This is a genomic window from Aeromonas sp. FDAARGOS 1415 (assembly GCF_019048365.1).
GTDB lineage: Bacteria > Pseudomonadota > Gammaproteobacteria > Enterobacterales > Aeromonadaceae > Aeromonas > Aeromonas taiwanensis.
In genome coordinates this window covers 3,029,665-3,049,178 of sequence record NZ_CP077363.1, presented here as the reverse complement: position 1 = coordinate 3,049,178, position 19,514 = coordinate 3,029,665, and the positions used below count along the sequence as shown (strand labels likewise).

The window sequence follows — 19,514 nt, the reverse complement described above, 5'->3', positions numbered from 1 at the left end:
TCAGATGGTTCAGGCTTCCCGGCAGGAAGCGGTCGGCGCGCAGGCCAGATGGGCTCACAGGCGCGGCGTCATGGTGATGAGGTCGGGTCATGGTCATACCCTCAGCAGCCTGGCGCGGCTGTTGCCCCACAGGGGGTTGATGATGGCGCGGGTGCCCCAGATGCCGGTCACCATGCTGGAGATGAGCCCCAGGATCAGGGTGATGGAGAAGCCCTGCAGCGGTCCGGAGCCGATGGCATAGAGCACCACGGCGCAGATGAGCGTCGTGATGTTGGCGTCGAAGATGGTGCTGAAGGCGGAGCGGTAGCCAAAGTCGATGGCATTGGCGAGACTCCCCCCCTCCCGCAGGCGATCCTTGATCCGCTCAAAAATCAGCACATGGGTATCCACCGCCATGCCCACGGTGAGCACCAGACCGGCGATGCCGGGCAGAGTCAGCACGGCCCCCGGCAGCACCGCCAGCATCCCCACCTGCATCAAGAGGTTGGCGACCAGCGCCGTGATGGCGACCCAGCCGAACTTGCGATACCAGGCCATCATGAACAGCATCATGCCCGCCATGCCGAACGCCAGGGCGGTGAAGCCCGCCTCGATGTTCTGCAGACCCAGGGTCGGACCAATAGAGCGCTCCTCCAGGATCTTCAGCGGCGCGGTGAGAGCGCCGGCCCGCAGCAACATGGCGAGCTCCTGGGCCTCCGGCAGACTGCCGATGCCGGTGATGCGGAACTGGTTGCCCAGGGCGGTCTGGATGGTGGCGACGTTGATCACCTCGCTGCGGGCACGCAGCCGCCCCTCGGCATTGGTCTTGTACTCGGTGAAGACGGTGGCCATGGGCTTGCCCACGTGCTGGCGGCTGAACTGGTTCATCTTGCTGCCCCCCAGGGTGTCCAGCACGATGTTGACCTGGGGCTGGCCCATCTCCCCCATGTTGGCGCGGGCATCGACGATGTGCTCGCCGGTCAGCACCGGCTGGCGGGCGAGTCCCACCGCCTGGCCGCTGCGATCCGCCATGAAGAAGCGGCTGTCCGCCTTGGCCTCGTAGAAGGCGAGCGACGCGGTGGCGCCGATCACCTCCTTCGCCTGCCTGGGGTTGTGCACCCCTGGCAGCTCGATGCGGATGCCGTCCTGCCCCTGGCGCTGGACCGAGGCCTCGACGATGCCCAGCTCGTTGATCCGTTTTTTGAGGATCGACAGGTTCTGGGTCACGGCGTTGTTGACCAGCAGGGTGCGCTCAGATTCGCTCAGCACCAGGGTCAATGCATTGCCGGCACGGGTCAGCGTCCACTGATCCTGACGGGTGCCCGCGCTCTCCTTGATGATGGAGAGCCAGCGCTCCTGCTCCGCCACCTCGGGCAGGGTGACCGCCACGGCTCCCTGCGCCGTGCGGGTCACGCTGGCCCCGCGCAGGTTCGCCTCGCGAAAGCGGGTGCGCAGGGTGTCCACCAGGTTCTTGGTCTGGGTGTCGATGACAAAATCCACGTCCACCCCGATCAGCAGCTGGGAGCCGCCGCGCAGGTCCAGGCCGAGCTTGATGGGGTCGGCGCCGAGCCGGCTGATCCAGGTAGGGGCGTTGGAGTGAAACTCCAGGGTCAGGGCGGCGCTGTCCACCCCCTGTTGCTCCAGCAACTGCTTGGCCAGTTGCTGCTCCCCCTGGGTGGCGAACACCAGCTCCACCCGCTCTTTCTGGGCAACCAGCTTCTGGGGGGCGATCCGGTTCTCCTCCAGCAGGCGCTGCTGCGCCTGCGTCAGCCGGGTCTGGCCATGCAGGCCCAGGGAGGGCTGCTCACCGAAAAAGGTGGGCAGGGAATAAAACGCGAAGGTGACCAGCATCAGCAGCAGCAGGGCGTACTGCCACAGGCTCATGCGGTTCATGATGGTATGACTCTTTCTTCTCATGAAATCGGCCTCTGTCAGGCGATGGCAAGGGGCGACGCATTGCCGCTCCGTGCGAAAAAATGAAACAAGGCAGCCTGGCCGTTCACGGGACGTGAGCGGCCACAAAGAGAGGATGAGGCAACAGTTGGCTATCTGACCCCATCGGGATCAGGCGGGCTGCAGGCCCTGGGTGAAGCGGTACTGCAGGTGCCGGCGCTGCAGGCGGCGCCGGTGAATGGTGGCAAAGTGGTCGAGGAAGCTGCTCCTCGGGTAGCCGAGGGCGGCGTAAAGCAAGAGGCCGCACAGCAGCAGCAGGATGGCCTGCTGGGACCAGCTCATCACCAGCTCGTAGACCACACTGCCGGGCTGGTGATCGCGGTTCAGGGAGTGCTCGAGACGCAGCAGGTGATTCTGGTGGGCACCGATGAACTTGACGGCCCCATCGTCCCCCTGGCTGGCGCCATGGTCCGGGATGGCGTGCTGATCCACACTCTGGGCAGAGGTCGGCCGGGCATCGACGAGCTGGCCCTGGGAAACCTGGGAAACCTGGGAAACCTGGGAAACGGGCAGCCTGAGCCCCTCCACCTGGACGGCGCAGAGCAACAGAGTGAGTGCGATGAGCAGGGCCATCGCCGCAAGTTTCACTTTGTCCAGCAGGCTCAAATAGTTAATTCCCGAAAAATAGAAAGGGCAAGCTACCACAGCCGCCCCCACAAGAACAAGGGCGGCGACCCCGTCGGTCGCCGCCCTGGCGTTGCCCGGTGCCCTCCCCTCAGCGGCCTCGGGTCATCTCCTCGAAGTCATCGGCATAGTCCTTGAGCAGGGTATAGAGATGGGCCCGCTGGGAGAGATCCATGGACTGGCTCAAATCGCTGAGCCACTGGATGGTGCGCTGGCGGGACTTGTCCGTGTAGCCGGTGAAACGGCCATCCATCAGGCCATCCCCCTGCTGCAGCAGGCGGGTCAGCTCCTGGCCGAAATTCGGGCTCTGGCGCTGCTTCATCAGCCGGTCGAGCTCCCTGGTCCAGGCCTCCTGGAAATCGAGCCAGGGGGCCATCATCTCGTATTGCCACTCGGCCCACTGGTTGACGAGGGGCGCCTGGGCGGGCTTCACCTTGCCTATCCAGAACACCAGGCGCTCGTTCATCTTCTCCCGAAAGCCCTTCATCATCTCGGCCTTCGACTGGGTGGCAAAGTCATGCTGACGCTCCTGCTGGCGCTTCACCCTGTCGGTCATGAAGTGCGCCACCTGGGCGTCGGTCAGGGTACTGGCAAGGCGCACCGTACGGGGAATCGCGTTCTCCAGGGTGCGTGTCAGGCTCGCCTGGGTTCTGTCCAGGTGCTCAGTCACCTGGGCCGGCGTCATGGGGCTGGCCACCGCCTTGGCCAAAGCGTCAAGATCCCGGGCATAGAGGGGCAGCTCGTGCTGCCGGTGCCAGGCCATCAATCCCTTCACCTCCTTGTCCAGCAGCGTCTTCTGGCTGCGGTTCAGGGAGAAGTAGTCGTCCAGTTGCCAGACGATGGCCGAGTCGAGCCAGTAATAGATCACCCGGGTGGCGCAACCCGTCAGCAGCAGGCAGAGCAGCAACAGGCTCCAGCTACGAGGTTGACGCCATGAGAATGTGGTCACCATGCATGCCTCCCATTCATTGAATACAAGCGTCTCTCACACCCTTGCCAGGATTCACTCCAGGCGCTGGCGGTTCGTGTCGATCAGGGCCTGATACTCGGGCCCCGGTTGTTGCTCGGCCATCAGCAGCGCCCACAACAGGCCGATGTAATCGACCCATGGCAGGAAGGCGTCGGCCTGAAATCCTTTGTCATTGAGCAGCTTATGCGCTCCTACGCCTTCAAGATAGCAGCTCTCCAACTGACGCCGCTGCTCTTCGCTCCAGCCATGGGTACGCTGGATGCTGGCGACCTCGAAGCCCGGATGACCGGCGGCGCCATACTCCCAGTCGATGACCCAGGGACGCGGTCCCAACAAGTTAGCCGGATTGAGATCGTGATGGCAAGGGAGCCAGCAATCGGTGGGCTCCCGGCTCGCGAGCAGCCCCCGCTCCAGCGCAGGCAGCCAGCCGGGCACTCGCGCCAGGCGGTCACGATACCCGGCGCTGTGGGCCCGCACCGCCATCACCACCCCGGGGACCGGCAGGCGATGCAGCCGTGCCAGTACCTCCGCCAGCAGGCGGGGCTGCTCGGCGGGCGGCGGCGCCTGCTCGGCCCAGTTCGGCTCGTCGCACCACGCCAGCAGCATCAGGCCGCTGGCGGGGTCGCCGTGATGGCAGGGCAGTGCCAGCCCCTGCTCCACGGCCCCCTGATAGAGCTGCCATTCGGTGGCCCGGTCGATGCCGAGGCGCACCGGATCCGGGTGGCCGCACCGCAGGAAGGCGCACTGCCCCGAGGGGAGGCTGAGTCGATAGTTGCCGTTGGTCAGGCCACGGCCAAGCGGCGCCAGCCGTCCGTTGCACCAGGGCGCTGGCAGACTGGCGAGCAGCGCCAGATCCGTCAGCGCCCCCTGGCACGCTACGTGGTCACCAGCCAAAGGTGGACTTCTTGGCCTGCTTGCGGATCTCTTTCTGGTCGGCCCACAAGAGCTCGCCATTCTCCAGATCCATCAGGTTCATGGTCATCTGGTAGTAGACATCCTTCACCTTGCCGTTGTCCTTGACGATGCTGGCGAGGTTGCCATAGACCATGTAGCGGGCACCGGTCTGCTTGCCCAGGCGCACCATGGTGGCGGGATCCACCATGCCGCTGCTCTGCTGGTAGTCGAGTTGCTGCTTGACCGCCGCCACCTTGCTCATGTCGACGAAGCGGAACTTGCCGGCGCGCAGCAGCTTGGTGCGCAGGGTGTCGGTGATGGCCTCGGTGTCGATGTGCTCCGAGGTCTTGTTACGGATGGAATCCATGTACATCACGGGACGACCGCCCGCAGTGATCTCGCTGGTGGCCGGCGAGGCGAGCAGGGAGTCCGCCATCTTGTCGGCGATGGCCTGCAGGTCGCTGGAGCCGTAATCCACGGTGACCGTCTCGGTCTCGGTGGGATCGCCATAGCTGACGGTGGTGCTGGAGCAGCCGCCCAGCAGCAGGGCGCCAGTCAGGATCAGCAGGGCATGATTCATTTTCATCAGTAGGATTCCTCAATCACTTCGCGAACGTAAATCCGGTAACCCCGGGCGGCCGGGCTCGGCGCCAGGGCAGACAGGGTGCGGGTCTGGTAGCCGTGCAGCTTGAGGGGCGTCCAGCCACGGCCATCGCTGGCCAGCTCCTGCCCCGCCTCGTCATACCAGTAGAAGAGATATTGCAGCTTGTTGTCGCCGCGCTGGGTGCTGGCGGCCGCCACATTGACCTGCAGCAGGCCGTTCTGCTGACGGCGGCTCAGCTCGGTCAGGGTGACGTTGACGTTCTGGTGCTGCTCCGCCACCGCCGCGGCGCCCGCCGCGCCATAGAGCGCCACGCCAGAGGTATTGGTGGCGCAGCCTGCCAGCAGCAGAACCAGGCCCAGAGCCAACCCTTGTGCTTTCATCTTGTTCTCCTCGCCGGCGGCCTGGGGCCGAACCGGTCGTTCATGTGGATTGCCATTGCCCGGACGCCCTCACAGGGGCATCACCCGGGTCGTGAGCCCACTCCCCAGGCGCTGCACCCACACCAGCGTGGTGCGCCCGCCGTGGACGGTGAGCGGCAGGGTGCGCATGGCGCTGCCCGCCCCCAGGGTCAGGCTGACCTCCCCCGCCGGCACCATCCCCTGCCAGCTCGACGCCTGGGCAGGCAGCGTCAACCAGCTGCGGGTATCCGCCCGCTCCGAGAGGGTGTTGAAGATCCCCACCAGGATGTTGCCCACATCGCCCCCCTCCTTGGCGGCGCTGCGTCTCAACTGCTCCTTGGCCACCAGCCTGAGGGCCTGGCGGGTCAGCATGCCCGGCAACCGCTCCTGCAGATCCTTGGCGGCCAGCGCCTCCAGCCTGACCAGTTCGCTGGTCTGCTCCACCCGCGTGCCCAGGGTGACCGCGAGCGGGCCGCTGGCGCTTGCCCGGTTGTCGTAATAGGGCACCGTCACGGTAAAGGTACGAAAATCGCCGCCCGAGGTGGAGAGGGGCAGCGGCAGGAAGAACTCCCGCCGCGCCGGGATGAGCCCATCTTCAAACAGCACCACCAGCTGGCCCTGATCCTTGACCGGCTGCGGTGCCTTGCGGCCGATCTTCTGCTCGGTCTCCTTGATCTCCTCGGGGGAGCCGCGAAGCCTGGCCAGGCGCAGCAGGGCATCCTGCAGGCTCCTGTTGTCCGGTGCTATCTGGTAGCCGCGCTGATAGTCGACCCAGGCGTCGTTGATATCCCCGGCCGCCTCGTAGAGCACGCCGGAGAAATAGAAGGTGTAGGCGTTCTGAAAACCGTTCTTCACCTTGCCGATCAGGCGATCCAGCTCGGGAGCCGACCGCGACATCCGTTGGCGCATCTCCCCGTCGGTGTCGTCCTGCGTCCCCTCCTGCGCGGCCTTGCGCACCTCGTCGGCCCGGCGGGCGAGTGCCCGCTCCTGCACCTGGTTGGCCCGGCGCACCTCCACCAGGGCGCCGCCGGCATCTCCCCGCTGCAGGTAACCCAGGGCCAGATAGTGGTGCAGCATGGTGCGCTCGTAGTCCGGCGCCCGGTAGGCCATGGTCTGATCGTTGGTCATCAGGCTCCCCGCCTGGGCCAGCCCCCGGCTCAGGCGGTATTCGGCCTGATTGTCCTCCCAGGTGAGCCGGCTGTCGGCGGCGGTCAGGGCCTGCTTGCTGGCGCCGTCCTGCCCCGCCAGCCAGGCGATGCGCCCTTTCTCCAGCTGGTCCAGCACATAGGTGTCGTCCCCCGGGGTCGACTCGCGCACCTCGGGCAGGGCCTCGGCGGCATGGCCCAGCAGCAACTGGTTGCGCAGGGGGACCATCTGATCGGAATAGGAGACGAACATGTCCTGCCAGAAGGAGGCACAGCCCCCCAGCAGAAGACTGGCCAGCAGCGGGCCGGCCAGTCGAAGAGGCGAAGGCATCACAGGCTGAGCAGGGGTCCCAGGGGCTGGCCACCGACCAGGTGCAGGTGGATGTGGTAGACCTCCTGCCCGCCGTGGCGGTTGCAGTTCATGATGAGGCGGTAGCCGTCCTCGGCGATCCCGGCATCGGCCGCCAGCTTGCGGGCCACGGTGAACATGCGGCCGAGCGCCAGCTCGTGATCGGGCTCCACGTCGTTGACGGTGGGGATCAGCACGTTGGGCACGATCAGGATATGGGTCTTGGCCTTGGGCTGGATGTCGCGAAAGGCGGTCACCAGCTCGTCTTGATAAAGGATGTCGGCGGGGATCTCTTTGCGGATGATTTTGCTGAAAATGGTTTCTTGCGCCATGGGTAACTCCTTTATAGGAAAAAGAAAATTCAACACAAAACTCAAGCGGCTCCCAAATATGCCGCCTTGGTCCGCCAAGTGTGACACAAGCCGACATTTGACACAGCCGTTGTCCCAATCCCTTCAGTTATTGTGAAGAATACCGATAGCGAGGATGACGTCCCGCGTACCTGGGCGACATCCCCTTCGGGGCATGCAGGGTATCAAAGGGACGGGGTACTCAGGCAAGGGACTTTTGCACAGACAGCGGGACAATAATGAAACAAACTATGTCAGACCTCTCGATTTTACAGAGAGTCTATCTGGGCTTTGCCATCCTGGTCGCCGTCATGGTCGCCAGCGCGGTACTGACCTTTCGCGGCCAGAACGAACTCGGCAGCGCCCTCCATCAGGTGACCCAGGAGTCCATGCCCCTGGTGCTTGCCAGCAGCCAGACCCAGATCAGCCTCCTCAGCGCCAACAAGTGGCTCACCGACGTGCTGACCGAACAGGATATCAAGCGTCTGCCGGAAGAGGTGGCGGAACTGCAGCAGGCCAAGGGACAGGTGGACAAGATGCTGGCCAGCCTCAAGCAGCAGCTGGCGCCCCATCCCCAGCTGCAGGGTGACATGCAGGCCCTCGGCAAACTGGTGGATGACTACCTGCAACTCACCCAGACCCTGCCCGGCGAACACGAGGCCCTGCTCACCCGACTGCACAAGGTCAATCTGGCCAAGGGCCAGTTCCAGGTCAGCCTGCCCCAGTTCAAGAAGAACCTCGGCGACATGATGGTCACCGTGGACGACAGCTTCATCAAGATGCTCTCCGAGACCCTGACCACCAAGCTTTCCGCCATCGAGCTCTCCACCATGGATGCCCTGAACCAGAGCATCCCCGCCCCCATTGAGGCGGCGCTCAAGCGCAACAAGATGCAGATCGAGGGGTTCAACAGCACCATCAAGGATCTCCAGGGGGAGCTCAAGGACTTCGACAACAACATGGGCCACTACGTCCATGGCTTTGTGCGTGATACCACGGGCAACGACGGTGTGCTGTTCCAGTACCTGGCCCTGATGAAACAGCAGCAGGCCATGCGGGAGCGGAGCAAGGAGGCGAGCCAGCTCATCCTCGGCATCCAGAACAAGCTCGAAGGGATCACGGCCCAGAGCCAGCAGCTCATGAACGCCAGCATCAAGGCCTCCGACCGGGTACAGACCCAGAGCACCCTCACCCAGGGGATCAGCATCGTCATCGCCATCGTCGTCGCCATCCTGGTGGCTTTCACCCTGGGCAAAGCCATCCGCCTCCCCCTTAAAGAGCTGCTGCGGGTGCTGACCGAAGTGACCCAGGGCGACATGACCCAGCGGGTCGGCTTCAAGAGCCAGAACGAGTTCGGCCAGATCGGCGGCCAGATCAACCTGCTGATCCAGCAGATGGGGGATGTGCTCAGGCAGCTCTCCCAGGCCTCCAACCAGCTCAACAGCGCCGCCCACGACAACCGCCACACCACGGAATCGGTGCGGGCGGATCTGGAGAAACAGCGCCAGGAGACCGCCTCGGTCGCCGCCGCCATGACCCAGATGGAGGCCTCGGTACGGGAGGTGGCCCAGGCCGCCAACCAGACCCTGGAGCGGGTGATGGACGTGGAGAAGGCCTCCGAGATGGGCCGCAAGGTGATGGCCGGCAACATCACCACCACCCACCAGCTGGCGGGCAAGCTGCAGCAGACCGGCAAGGTGATCGGCGATGTGAGCGCCATGAGCGGCCAGATTGGCAACATCCTCGACGTCATCCGCGGCATCGCCGAGCAGACCAATCTGCTGGCCCTCAACGCCGCCATCGAGGCAGCCCGGGCCGGCGAGCAGGGCCGAGGGTTTGCAGTAGTAGCGGACGAGGTGCGCAACCTCGCCGGTCGCACCGCCCAGTCCACCAGCGAAATCCAGACCATGATCGAGAACCTGCAGCAGGGGGTCGCCCGGGCGGTCAACGTGATGCAGGAGTGCTCCCGCGAGATGGACAGCTGCGTGGATCAGAGCTCCCAGGCCAACAATGCCATGGAGGAGGTGCAGGGCATCGTCGTGCTCATCAGCGACATGTCGAGCCAGATAGCCTCCGCTGCCGAGCAGCAGCAGGCCACCAGCGCGGATATCGCCACCAACCTCAACCGCATCTCCGACATCTCGGATCTCAACTATCAGGGGATAGAGCGGGTCGCCGAGACCAGCCAGCAGCTCGACACCCTGGCCGAGCAGCAGGAAGGGCTGGTCCAGCGCTTCCGCCTCAGCGCCTGATGGTCGTGAGCCCAAACGACAAGGCCCCGCATCGGCGGGGCCTTTTTATTGCCAGGAGGGGGCGGGATCAGGCGTAGGCGATGGCGCCCTTGCCGACCCCTTCATAGGCCACGATCTTGACGAACTTGTCCCCTACCTGCTTCTTCACCTCGCGGGCGATGTAGTGGGCCAGCAGCTCTATGGTCGTGTCGGTATCGATCATCTCCACCTCTGCCGCCGGCATGGCGAGCTGGAACAGCCCCTGGGGCGCCAGGTACTTGAAGCCCTGGTGGTGCTCACCCAGATGGGCCCTGGCCTGCTCGCTCAGCGCCAGTTCGGACAGGGCCACCCTGTCCTCTTCGGTGCCGAGGTAGATATCGGCCCAGCGCTCGGCCCAGTTCAGCTCCAGCTCCTCGTCACGCTCGCCATCCACCAGGATCTCGATGGGGGAGCGGTGGCCGTGGGCGATGCGCTGGCAGTTGCCGTCGTGCTTCTTCAGGCCGTGGCTGTAGTGGTAGAAGGCACCGTCGATGCGCTCCTGGCGCAACGTCAGGGTCAAATCCTTGATGTTGCCCGGCAGCCGCTTGGCCAGCACCGCCAGCAGATAACGGGTGACGGACTCCTTGTCCACCTGGGGCGCGGGAATGAAGGCGAAGCCCTGGCTCGGACAGCGCAGGTGGATGGAGCGGCCCGGACGCAGCAGATCCACGGTGCACTCGTCGTTGTCCAGTGGGTGGATATGCACCAGGGGGCTCTCGGTCGGCACCAGCAGCTTGTGATCCACCTCTTCATCGATGATGGACTTGATGAGCTTCTTCACCCGGCCGAAGTCCAGCAGCATGCTCATCTCGTTGAGCTCGCCGCTCATCTCGATGTCCACCAGCCAACTCTCGCCCACCATACCGCGGCGTTCACACAGATAGCTGGAATCGATCACAGTCAAATCTCTAACAAATAACTTCATTACTCAGGCCTTGCTACAGAGAAAGTGCAGTTTGCGATATTATGACCCCGGATTATCGGCAAAGGAACTGGAACCCCCCATGAACAAATTGCTTATCAAGAATGCCACCCTGGTCAACGAAGGCCGCATCTATGCCTCCGACGTGTTGATCGAGGGGGAGCGGATCGCCCGCATCGCCCCGGACATCAGCGCCCCCGATGCCGTGGTGATCGATGCGACCGGCCGTCACCTCATCCCCGGGATGATCGACGATCAGGTCCATTTCCGGGAGCCCGGCCTGACCCACAAGGGAACCATCGCCAGTGAATCCCGGGCCGCCGTGGCCGGTGGCACCACCAGCTTCATGGAAATGCCCAACGTCAATCCCCAGACCACCACCATCGACGCCCTCGAAGCCAAATACCAGATAGCCGCCAACTCCGCCGCCGCCAATTACAGCTTCTACCTCGGTGCCACCAACGACAACCTGGAAGAGATCAAGAAGCTCGATCCCAAGCAGTCCTGCGGCATCAAGATCTTCATGGGGGCCTCCACCGGCAACATGCTGGTGGACAACCAGGAGACCCTGGCGGCCATCTTCCGCGAGAGCCCGGTGATGATCGTCACCCACTGTGAGGACACCCCCAGCATCAAGGTGCTGGAAGACGAAGCCCGCGCCAAGTGGGGCGAGGATGTGCCCATGCGCGAGCACGGCCGCATCCGCAGCGCCGACGCCTGCTACAAGTCTTCCAGCATGGCGGTCTCTCTGGCCAAACAGTACGGCGCCAAGCTGCACGTGCTGCACCTGACCACGGCGAAAGAGCTGTCGCTCTTTACCGCCACCCCGGACCTGAAGGATCTCAAGGACAAGAACATCACCGCCGAGGTGTGCGTTCACCATCTGTTCTTCAACGAGGCGGACTACGACACCCTGGGCAGCCAGATCAAGTGCAACCCGGCGGTGAAAAGCGCCGCCGACCAGCACGCCCTGCTGGATGCGGTACGCAACGACGTGCTGGACATCATCGCCACGGACCACGCCCCCCACACCTGGGAGGAGAAGCAGAACAGCTACTTCAAGGCGCCGTCCGGCGTGCCCCTGGTGCAGCACTCCCTGCAGGCGCTGCTGGAGCTCTACCACAACGGGGTCTTCAGCCTGGAGACCATCGTCAAGAAGACCTCCCACGCGGTGGCCGAGCGCTTCCAGGTGCAGGATCGCGGCTACATCCGGGAAGGCTACTTCGCCGACCTGGTGCTGCTGGATCTGGGCAAGCCCTACGTGGTCACCGACAGCAACCTGCTCTACCTGTGCGGCTGGTCCCCGTTCAACGGCTACCGCTTCCAGAGCACCATCGACATGACCCTGGTCAATGGCCAGATCGCCTGGCAGAACGGTCAGGTCACCGACAAGGTGCTGGGCAAGCGCTTGACCTTCAACCGCTGATCCGTCACCACGGGTAAACATGGCCGCCTCCGGGCGGCCATTTTCATGGTCGCCAGAAACACCCGAAAACAGGCATCACCAGGTCAAATTTCCCACACGCGGCGGTACTTTGAGCGCCATTTGCTCGCAAAGCAGGCAAACGATCGCAACCCTGTATTTCCCCTGTTGACAGGGCGGGTCCATCTCCATAAACTCAGCCCCCGTCAGCCGAGCTGACTCCGTCGGTGTGTAGCGCAGCCAGGTAGCGCATCTGCATGGGGTGTAGAGGGTCGGAGGTTCGAATCCTCTCACACCGACCAAATTCCCCGAGAAAGGCCTTGTCGAACGACAAGGCCTTTTCTTTTATGGGCAGCCCTCGCCCCGCGATTGTCTGGCCTCCCCCTTTGTGCTGTAGTGAAATCCCGTTCGCCAACCGGTCCGCATCATGTCGCCTCCCCGCCACTCCCTTCCCGTCCTCGCCCTGTGCTGCCTGCTGATGGGGCAACTCGCGGGCTGCGCCACCGCCTATGACAGCGAGAAGTCCTTCTGGAACGGCCAGACCGGCTTCTCCCAGACACGGCTCGGGCCGGAGAAGTGGCAGCTGGAGTTTGTCGGCAACGAGCTGGTGGACAGGGAAACCGCCCGCAAATACGTGCTCAAGCGGGCCGGAGAGATGGCGCTGGCCCGGGGTTTCCCCTGGGTGCATGTACAGGAGCTGACCCTGTCGCGGGATGCGGTCAGGGTGAGGCCAGAACGCCCCCGTTTCGGCTTTGATGAGTACGAACCCGATACCTTCATGGAGGAGATGCACGTGGAGCATCGCACGTCGGCGCTGCTCATCTTTACCCTGGAGCCTCACCGGTTGAACGAACAGAGCCTGGAAGCGATTTATCTTGATAAAATCAAAATAAACAGCGATTAATATAATTAATTAACAGCATTTACATCTAATTTCACCAATAACCACATAAAGTTCTGCGATAAGCCACTGGATTTCCCCTCCACGATTAGGCATGCTCCAGCACACCGGCTGTCTGAATTCCACGGCCCGGCTCACAAAAAAGGACTGAGGTGGCACCCTGCCCACCCGCACAGGCACTGCACATATCGAGACTGGGACACCCCCCATGAAAATGAATAAATTAACCGTTGCCATCCTCATCGCGATGTTGCTTGGCATTGTTATCGGGCAGGGTTATCGCCTGCTGGCCCCCGCTCAGGCCGCCGGCTTTGCCAGCGACATCACCCTGCTGACCGACATCTTCCTGCGGCTCATCAAGATGATCATCGCCCCCCTGGTGTTCACCACCCTGGTGGTCGGTATCGCCAAGATGGGGGACACCCGCACCGTGGGCCGCATCGGCGTCAAGACCCTGGGCTGGTTCATGCTCGCCTCCCTGCTGTCACTGACCCTGGGGCTGGTGATGGTCCATCTGATGCAACCGGGGGTGGGGCTCTCCCTCTCCCTGCCCGATAACTCCGCCAGCTCGGGCGTGACGGCAACCGCCATCTCTCTCAAGGACTTCATCACCCACGCCATCCCCAAGAGCGTGGTCGAGGCCATGGCCACCAACGAGATCCTGCAGATCGTGGTGTTCTCCCTCTTCTTCGGACTGGCCGCCGCCGCCCTGGGGGATGCCGCCAAACCGGTGGTCATGCTGATGGCCAGCGGTGCCGAGATCATGCTGAAGGTGACCGGCTACGTGATGAACTTCGCCCCCTTCGCGGTATTTGGCGCCATCGCCGCCATGGTCGCCAAGGAGGGGCTCGGCATCCTCGCCACCTACGGCACCTTCATGGCCCAGTTCTACCTGGCGCTGGCTTGCCTCTGGCTGCTGCTCATCGCCATGGGCAGCCTCTTCATCCGCCGCCGCATCCTGAGCCTGCTGGCCCTGATCCGCGAGCCCATCCTGCTGGCTTTCTCCACCGCCAGCTCCGAGGCCGCCTATCCCAAGACCCTGGACAGGCTGGAGAAGTTCGGTTGTGACAAGCGCATCGCCAGCTTCGTGCTGCCCATGGGCTACTCCTTCAACCTGGATGGCTCCATGATGTACTGCACCTTCGCGGTCATGTTCATCGCCCAGGCCTACGGCATCGAGCTCTCCATGGCCCAGCAGATCACCATGCTGCTGCTGCTGATGGTCACCTCCAAGGGGATGGCCGGCGTGCCGCGCGCCTCCCTGGTGGTGATTGCCGCCACCCTCAACCAGTTCCAGATCCCGGAAGCGGGCATCCTGCTGCTGCTCGGCATCGATCACTTCCTCGACATGGGTCGCTCCGCCACCAACGTGCTGGGCAACGCCATCGCCGCGAGCGTGGTCGCCAAGAGCGAGGACAGCCTGGGTGAAACCGCACCGCTTGGCGAGGTGGATACCGCCAAGGCGTGATCCCTTAATCGCCACCTCATCAAAACGGCCCGCATCTGCGGGCCGTTTTTTTATCTCCATCGCCTGGCTCTGCACGCGGGAGAGCGGTTCAGCACCAGCGCCGTACCCGGCGGCAGTAGTTCGCATATGCCTCGCCAAAGCGCCTTTGCAGCGCCTGCTCTTCCGGCACTATCTGAAAGCGGCTGAGCCAGCCCCACAACAGCAGCGGGACGAGCCAGACGGCCAGCCCGCCCAGATAACAGGCCAGCGCCATCGTCCAGCAGAGCAGACCCAGGTACATGGGATTGCGGCTGACACGATAGACGCCCTCCGTCACCAGCACCCGGCTCTCATCCAGGCGCAGGGGATGCACAGTGGTGCCCTGGCGCCTGAAGCGCAGGAGCGCCCCGCCCCCCAGCAGACCTCCCGCCACCCACAGCACTGCGGCAGGCACGAGCAGGAGCGGCGCCCCCCTCGCCTCCCCCCGTCCCAGCCACATGACGAGCACGATGACCACAAACAACAGCAAAGGTGGGATCCGCACCGCTAAACGCATATTTTCTTCCCGTTCCCCGTGCCACGAATGGCGCCGTTAAGTTACACTCCCAACGCTGACACCTTGGAAAAAATGGATAAATATCATCCACATACGAATAAATCCCCAAGATGCAGACACACGCGCCCACACAGGGCGCACCTCAACTGAGACAATAAGAAGGTAACATCCCATGCACAAGAAAACGCTGCTCGCGACCCTGATCTTCGGTCTGCTGGCCGGCCAGGCGGTTGCCGCCCCCTATCTGCCGCTCGCGAGCGACCACCGCAACGGTCAGGAGCAGACCGCCACCAACGCCTGGCTGGAAGTGGATCTCGGCGCCTTCGAGCAAAACATCCAGACCCTGAAAAATCGCCTGGGTGACAAGGGCCCGCAGATCTGCGCCATCATGAAGGCCGACGCCTACGGTCACGGCATCGATCTGCTGGTGCCCTCCGTGGTCAAGGCAGGCATCCCCTGCATCGGCATCGCCAGCAACGAAGAGGCCCGCGTGGCCCGCGAGAAGGGCTTCGAGGGTCGTCTGATGCGGGTGCGCGCCGCCACCCCGGATGAAGTTGAGCAGGCCCTGCCCTACAAGATGGAAGAGCTGGTCGGCAGCCTGGCCAGTGCCCAGGGGATCGCCGACATCGCCCAGCGCCACAACACCAATATTCCGGTGCACATCGGTCTGAACTCCGCCGGCATGAGCCGCAACGGCATCGACCTGCGCCAGGCAGATGCCAAGGAAGACGCCCTGGCCATGATCAAGCTCAAGGGGATCACCCCGGTCGGCATCATGACCCACTTCCCGGTGGAGGAGAAAGAAGACGTCAAGATGGGGCTGGCCCAGTTCAAGCTGGACTACCAGTGGCTGATCGACGCCGGCAAGCTGGATCGCAGCAAGCTCACCATCCACGCCGCCAACTCCTTCGCCACCCTGGAAGTGCCGGAAGCCTACTTTGACATGGTGCGCCCAGGCGGCATCATCTATGGCGACACCATCCCCTCCTACACCGAGTACAAGAAGGTGATGGCGTTCAAGACCCAGGTCGCCTCCGTCAACCACTACCCGGCGGGCAACACCGTCGGTTATGACCGTACCTTCACCCTCAAGCGCGACTCCCTGCTCGCCAACCTGCCGATGGGTTACTCCGACGGCTACCGCCGCGCCATGAGCAACAAGGCCTATGTGCTGATCCATGGCCAGAAGGCTCCTGTCGTGGGCAAGACCTCCATGAACACCACCATGGTGGACGTGACCGACATCAAGGGGATCAAGCCCGGTGACGAGGTGGTCCTGTTCGGCCGCCAGGGGGATGCCGAGGTGAAGCAGTCTGATCTGGAGGAGTACAACGGCGCCCTGCTGGCGGACATGTACACCGTCTGGGGTTACACCAACCCCAAGAAGATCAAGCGCTAAGCAAATCGCTGATATGAAAAAGGGCTCCCTGGGGAGCCCTTTTCAGTAGGTTGGCAATCACGCCGCTTTCACGCCCTCTTTCTTGCGGGTCACCCAGAGGCTCAGCCCCATGGAGGCCAGCAGGATCAATGCTACTACTCCGAGTGCGATGCCGGTCGGGATCTTGAACACATCCAGCAGCAACATCTTGACCCCGATGAACATCAGGATCAGCGCCAGGCCGTATTTGAGCAGGGCGAAGCGCTCGGCCACACCGGCCAGCAGGAAGTACATGGCGCGCAGCCCCATGATGGCGAAGATGTTGGAGGTCAGCACGATGAAGGGATCCGTGGTCACCGCGAAGATGGCCGGGATGCTGTCCACCGCGAAGATGAGATCGCTCACCTCCACCAGCACCAGAATGAGCAGCAGCGGGGTCGCGTAGCGCACACCGTCACGCCAGACGAAGAAGTTCTCCCCCTCCAGGGTCTCGGTCACCTTGAAGCGGCGACGCATCCAGCCGAGCAGGGCGTTGTTCTCGAGATCCGGCTCCTTGTCGGCCGCCCACAGCATCTTGGCACCGGTCAGCAGCAGGAAGGCGCCGAACAGGTAGAGGATCCAGTGGAACTGCTCGATGAGCCAGCTGCCCGCGAACACCATGCCGGCACGCATGACGATGGCACCCAGTACCCCGTAGAGCAGCACCCGACGCTGCAGCTCGGCGGGAATGGCAAAGTAACCGAACAGCATCAGCCAGACGAAGACGTTGTCCACCGCCAGCGCCTTCTCGATGAGGTAGCCGGTGAGGAACTCCAGTCCCTTCTCGTTGGCTATTTCGCGCCCGGCGCTGTGATCCAGCCAGAGCCAGATGGCCAGGTTGAACAGGAGCGCCACACTGACCCAGATGAGGGACCAGATCCCCGCCTCTTTCAGCGACACCTTGTGCGCCTTGCCGCCGCCGACAAAGCGGATATCAATCCACAACAGGACCAGCACTATGCTGAAGAAGCCGGCCCACATCCACCATTCACCCATTTTCCTTGCTCCCAAAACGACAAAACCCACGGCCGGGAGGCGGTGGGTTTGCGTTTGGAGCAGATACACCTTGCCTCTCGGCAAGGTCTCACTTACAGCCGATTTGCATCGACTGCCCGGCTGCCGGGTGCACTGCAGGAAAAGGTGTGCACCGTAATGACGACAAACCGGCGAGAAGTTACTCCCCTTGTTGCGGCGGATAGTAACAGCCCCGAAAGGTAACGCCAAGAGGCATCTTCTCCCTGAGTAAAAATAAAAAAGGGCGCCACACGGGCGCCCTCGTTCTCAGGCTCTCGTCAGAGCGGATCCACCTTGAGGCAGGAGACCGCGTGATCGAAGTTCCCCTCCAGCATGGGCCGGGTCTTGGCACATTCGGGGCCGGCCACCGGGCAACGGGTACGGAACACGCAACCGGACGGCGGGTTCATGGGGGACGGCAGATCCCCTTCCAGGATCTGGATGGTCTTGCTGCGCTCCACGTCCGGATCCGGGATGGGCACTGCCGACATCAGCGCCTTGGTATAGGGGTGCAAGGGGTTCGCGAAGATCTCCTTGCCGGTGCCGAGTTCCACCGCGTTGCCCAGGTACATCACCAGCACCCGATCCGAGATGTGCTTCACCACGGAGAGGTCGTGGGCGATGAAGATGAGGGAGAGCCCCATCTCCTTTTGCAGGGATTTCAGCAGGTTCACCACCTGGGCCTGGATGGACACATCCAGCGCCGAGACCGGCTCGTCGCAGATGATCATCTTGGGTTCCAGGATGAGCGCCCGGGCGATGCCGATGCGCTGACACTGGCCGCCGGAGAACTCGTGGGGGTAGCGGTTCACCAGGTTCGGCAACAGGCCCACCTTGGTCATCATGGTGCGCACCTTCTCCTTCACCTCCTCCTTGCCCAGAGCCGGGTAGAAGGTGATGAGGGGCTCGGCAATGATGTCGCCTATGGTCATGCGCGGGTTGAGCGACGCCAGCGGGTCCTGGAAGATCATCTGGATCTCCTTGCGCTTCTCCCGCAGCGCCCCCTGCTCGAGCTTGGTCAGATCCTGCCCGAGCCACACCACCTTGCCGTCGGTGGCCGGCACCAGGCCGATGAGGGCGCGGGCGAAGGTGGACTTGCCACAGCCGGACTCCCCCACCACGCCCAGGGTTTCCCCTTCGTAGAGGCGCAGGGTCACCCCGTCCACCGCCTTCAGGGCGGAGGGCTTGGCCCAGGGCCAGGCCTTGTCACTCTTGATTTGGAAGTGAACCTTGAGGTCGGACACTTCCAGCAGCAGTTTCTTGTCAGTACCCATTTAGTTCACTCCCTTGATGATGGCATCCGACACCCAGTGGCAGGCCCGCTCCCGCCCGTCATTGAACGGGGTGAGGATGGGGGACTGCTGGCCGCAAATCTCGTGTACCCGGTGGCAGCGCTCCTGGAAGGGGCAACCGGTAGGCAGACGCAGCAGGTTGGGCGGATTGCCCGGGATGGTGGGCAGCACTTCCCCTTCGGTGTCGAGACGGGGAATGGCGCGCAGCAGACCCTCGGTGTAGGGGTGGCTCGGCCGATAGAAGATGTCGTTCACCTTGCCGTACTCCATGGTACGGCCGGCGTACATCACCAGCACCTTGTCGCAGATGCCGGCCACCACGCCCAAGTCGTGGGTGATCATGATGATGGCGGTGTTGAACTCGCGCTTGAGCTCGTTCATCAGGGTCATGATCTGGGCCTGCACCGTCACGTCCAGCGCCGTGGTCGGCTCGTCGGCGATGAGCAGCTGCGGGCGGCACAGGAGCGCCATGGCGATCATCACCCGCTGGCGCATGCCGCCGGAGAACTCGTGGGGATACATGTTCATCCGCTTGCGCGACTCGGGGATCTTCACCGCGTCCAGCATGCGCACCGACTCCTCGAAGGCGGCGGCCTTGGTCATCCCCTTGTGCAGCATCAGCACTTCCATCAGCTGATCCTTCACCTTCATGTAGGGGTTCAGGGAGGTCATGGGATCCTGGAAGATCATGGCGATCTTCTCGGAGCGGATACGGTTGAGCTTGGACTCCGGCAGGTTCAGGATCTCCTCCCCCTGGAACTTGGCCGAGCCCGTGATGACGCCGTTCTTGGCGAGCAGCCCCATGATGGCAAAGGCGGTCTGGGACTTGCCGGAGCCGGACTCCCCGACGATCCCGAGGGTCTCGCCGGCGGAGAGGGAGAAGTTGAGGTCGTTCACGGCCACCACGTTGCCGTCCGGGGTCTTGAACTCGACCCGCAGATCTTTCACATCCAGTAATTTCATATAAACACTCCTTATCGATCTGTCGTGAGGCAGGCCTGCCCAT

General features: G+C 63.3%; 18 protein-coding genes and 1 tRNA gene. 6 read left to right on the top strand and 13 right to left on the bottom strand.

What is annotated here, in order from left to right; all coding sequences use genetic code 11:
• Window positions 1-93: 93 nt before the first annotated feature.
• The 8 genes from secD to hinT form a co-directional block, all read right to left on the bottom strand.
• Window positions 94-1,896, bottom strand: a complete 1,803-nt coding sequence (gene secD, locus I6L45_RS14480; protein ID WP_216982429.1) for a protein translocase subunit SecD — start codon at window positions 1,894-1,896, stop codon at window positions 94-96.
• Window positions 1,897-2,043: 147 nt separating this feature from the next.
• Window positions 2,044-2,538, bottom strand: coding sequence for a hypothetical protein (locus I6L45_RS14475; protein WP_216982428.1), 495 nt, complete (start codon window positions 2,536-2,538; stop codon window positions 2,044-2,046).
• A 109-nt stretch (window positions 2,539-2,647) separates the two neighbouring features.
• The gene (locus I6L45_RS14470; protein WP_216982427.1) at window positions 2,648-3,508 is read right to left on the bottom strand and encodes a DUF6279 family lipoprotein; all 861 of its coding nucleotides are present in this window, start codon (window positions 3,506-3,508) and stop codon (window positions 2,648-2,650) included.
• Between the two features lie 51 nt (window positions 3,509-3,559).
• Window positions 3,560-4,420 (bottom strand): phosphotransferase, encoded by an 861-nt coding sequence (locus I6L45_RS14465; RefSeq protein WP_254204329.1) that lies wholly within the window; start codon window positions 4,418-4,420, stop codon window positions 3,560-3,562.
• A complete protein-coding gene (gene lpoB, locus I6L45_RS14460) occupies window positions 4,410-5,006 on the bottom strand; it encodes a penicillin-binding protein activator LpoB (protein ID WP_216982425.1) in 597 nt (198 codons plus the stop codon). Before lpoB ends, I6L45_RS14465 begins: the two co-directional genes overlap by 11 nt.
• On the bottom strand, window positions 5,006-5,404 hold the full coding sequence (locus I6L45_RS14455) for a YcfL family protein (RefSeq protein ID WP_216982424.1): 399 nt from the start codon (window positions 5,402-5,404) through the stop codon (window positions 5,006-5,008). Before I6L45_RS14455 ends, lpoB begins: the two co-directional genes overlap by 1 nt.
• Before the next feature lie 69 nt (window positions 5,405-5,473).
• Entirely contained in the window at window positions 5,474-6,898 is a 1,425-nt protein-coding gene (locus I6L45_RS14450; RefSeq protein ID WP_216982423.1) for a COG3014 family protein, read from the bottom strand.
• Window positions 6,898-7,248, bottom strand: a complete 351-nt coding sequence (hinT, locus tag I6L45_RS14445; protein ID WP_210548419.1) for a purine nucleoside phosphoramidase — start codon at window positions 7,246-7,248, stop codon at window positions 6,898-6,900. Before hinT ends, I6L45_RS14450 begins: the two co-directional genes overlap by 1 nt.
• A 257-nt stretch (window positions 7,249-7,505) precedes the next feature.
• Between hinT and I6L45_RS14440 the strand changes: the two genes are divergently transcribed.
• The gene (locus tag I6L45_RS14440; RefSeq protein ID WP_216982422.1) at window positions 7,506-9,518 is read left to right on the top strand and encodes a methyl-accepting chemotaxis protein; all 2,013 of its coding nucleotides are present in this window, start codon (window positions 7,506-7,508) and stop codon (window positions 9,516-9,518) included.
• 67 nt (window positions 9,519-9,585) lie between these two features.
• Here I6L45_RS14440 and I6L45_RS14435 read toward each other — a convergent pair whose 3' ends face one another.
• Window positions 9,586-10,461: a 6-carboxytetrahydropterin synthase gene (locus I6L45_RS14435; protein WP_216982421.1), complete on the bottom strand. Its 876-nt coding sequence runs from the start codon at window positions 10,459-10,461 to the stop codon at window positions 9,586-9,588.
• A 79-nt stretch (window positions 10,462-10,540) separates the two neighbouring features.
• On the opposite strand from I6L45_RS14435, the gene I6L45_RS14430 reads away from it, so the two are divergent.
• The 4 genes from I6L45_RS14430 to I6L45_RS14415 all read left to right on the top strand — a co-directional run bounded on the left by I6L45_RS14430 (window position 10,541) and on the right by I6L45_RS14415 (window position 14,250).
• Window positions 10,541-11,884 carry a dihydroorotase gene (locus tag I6L45_RS14430; protein ID WP_134696008.1) on the top strand — a complete coding sequence of 448 codons (1,344 nt, stop codon included), beginning with the start codon at window positions 10,541-10,543 and terminating at the stop codon, window positions 11,882-11,884.
• Window positions 11,885-12,106: 222 nt separating this feature from the next.
• A tRNA-Pro gene (locus I6L45_RS14425) sits at window positions 12,107-12,183 on the top strand.
• Window positions 12,184-12,359: 176 nt separating this feature from the next.
• Window positions 12,360-12,785: a hypothetical protein gene (locus I6L45_RS14420; protein ID WP_216984219.1), complete on the top strand. Its 426-nt coding sequence runs from the start codon at window positions 12,360-12,362 to the stop codon at window positions 12,783-12,785.
• Window positions 12,786-12,990: 205 nt separating this feature from the next.
• Window positions 12,991-14,250, top strand: a complete 1,260-nt coding sequence (locus I6L45_RS14415) for a dicarboxylate/amino acid:cation symporter (protein WP_216982420.1) — start codon at window positions 12,991-12,993, stop codon at window positions 14,248-14,250.
• Window positions 14,251-14,338: 88 nt separating this feature from the next.
• Here the strand turns inward: I6L45_RS14415 and I6L45_RS14410 are convergent, their stop codons facing one another.
• On the bottom strand, window positions 14,339-14,785 hold the full coding sequence (locus I6L45_RS14410) for an isoprenylcysteine carboxylmethyltransferase family protein (protein ID WP_216982419.1): 447 nt from the start codon (window positions 14,783-14,785) through the stop codon (window positions 14,339-14,341).
• A gap of 172 nt (window positions 14,786-14,957) precedes the next feature.
• On the opposite strand from I6L45_RS14410, the gene alr reads away from it, so the two are divergent.
• Window positions 14,958-16,184 carry an alanine racemase gene (alr, locus tag I6L45_RS14405; protein ID WP_216982418.1) on the top strand — a complete coding sequence of 409 codons (1,227 nt, stop codon included), beginning with the start codon at window positions 14,958-14,960 and terminating at the stop codon, window positions 16,182-16,184.
• Between the two features lie 57 nt (window positions 16,185-16,241).
• Here alr and I6L45_RS14400 read toward each other — a convergent pair whose 3' ends face one another.
• The 3 genes from I6L45_RS14400 to I6L45_RS14390 all read right to left on the bottom strand — a co-directional run bounded on the left by I6L45_RS14400 (window position 16,242) and on the right by I6L45_RS14390 (window position 19,471).
• Window positions 16,242-17,198, bottom strand: a complete 957-nt coding sequence (locus I6L45_RS14400; protein ID WP_216982417.1) for a TerC family protein — start codon at window positions 17,196-17,198, stop codon at window positions 16,242-16,244.
• 296 nt (window positions 17,199-17,494) lie between these two features.
• A complete protein-coding gene (gene oppF / locus I6L45_RS14395) occupies window positions 17,495-18,490 on the bottom strand; it encodes a murein tripeptide/oligopeptide ABC transporter ATP binding protein OppF (RefSeq protein WP_043761358.1) in 996 nt (331 codons plus the stop codon).
• Entirely contained in the window at window positions 18,491-19,471 is a 981-nt protein-coding gene (locus tag I6L45_RS14390; protein WP_042863654.1) for an ABC transporter ATP-binding protein, read from the bottom strand.
• Window positions 19,472-19,514 lie beyond the last annotated feature (43 nt).

Excerpts from the sequence above, each read along its gene's own strand:
- I6L45_RS14455 (WP_216982424.1), bottom strand. The coding sequence starts at position 5,404 with ATGAAAGCACAAGGGTTGGCTCTGGGCCTGGTTCTGCTGCTGGCAGGC.
- lpoB (WP_216982425.1), bottom strand. The coding sequence starts at position 5,006 with ATGAAAATGAATCATGCCCTGCTGATCCTGACTGGCGCCCTGCTGCTG.
- I6L45_RS14410 (WP_216982419.1), bottom strand. The coding sequence starts at position 14,785 with ATGCGTTTAGCGGTGCGGATCCCACCTTTGCTGTTGTTTGTGGTCATC.
- I6L45_RS14435 (WP_216982421.1), bottom strand. The coding sequence starts at position 10,461 with ATGAAGTTATTTGTTAGAGATTTGACTGTGATCGATTCCAGCTATCTG.
- I6L45_RS14420 (WP_216984219.1), top strand. The coding sequence starts at position 12,360 with ATGGGGCAACTCGCGGGCTGCGCCACCGCCTATGACAGCGAGAAGTCC.
- I6L45_RS14415 (WP_216982420.1), top strand. The coding sequence starts at position 12,991 with ATGAAAATGAATAAATTAACCGTTGCCATCCTCATCGCGATGTTGCTT.
- I6L45_RS14440 (WP_216982422.1), top strand. The coding sequence starts at position 7,506 with ATGAAACAAACTATGTCAGACCTCTCGATTTTACAGAGAGTCTATCTG.
- hinT (WP_210548419.1), bottom strand. The coding sequence starts at position 7,248 with ATGGCGCAAGAAACCATTTTCAGCAAAATCATCCGCAAAGAGATCCCC.
- I6L45_RS14450 (WP_216982423.1), bottom strand. The coding sequence starts at position 6,898 with ATGCCTTCGCCTCTTCGACTGGCCGGCCCGCTGCTGGCCAGTCTTCTG.
- secD (WP_216982429.1), bottom strand. The coding sequence starts at position 1,896 with ATGAGAAGAAAGAGTCATACCATCATGAACCGCATGAGCCTGTGGCAG.
- I6L45_RS14470 (WP_216982427.1), bottom strand. The coding sequence starts at position 3,508 with ATGGTGACCACATTCTCATGGCGTCAACCTCGTAGCTGGAGCCTGTTG.
- alr (WP_216982418.1), top strand. The coding sequence starts at position 14,958 with ATGCACAAGAAAACGCTGCTCGCGACCCTGATCTTCGGTCTGCTGGCC.
- I6L45_RS14390 (WP_042863654.1), bottom strand. The coding sequence starts at position 19,471 with ATGAAATTACTGGATGTGAAAGATCTGCGGGTCGAGTTCAAGACCCCG.
- I6L45_RS14400 (WP_216982417.1), bottom strand. The coding sequence starts at position 17,198 with ATGGGTGAATGGTGGATGTGGGCCGGCTTCTTCAGCATAGTGCTGGTC.
- oppF (WP_043761358.1), bottom strand. The coding sequence starts at position 18,490 with ATGGGTACTGACAAGAAACTGCTGCTGGAAGTGTCCGACCTCAAGGTT.
- I6L45_RS14430 (WP_134696008.1), top strand. The coding sequence starts at position 10,541 with ATGAACAAATTGCTTATCAAGAATGCCACCCTGGTCAACGAAGGCCGC.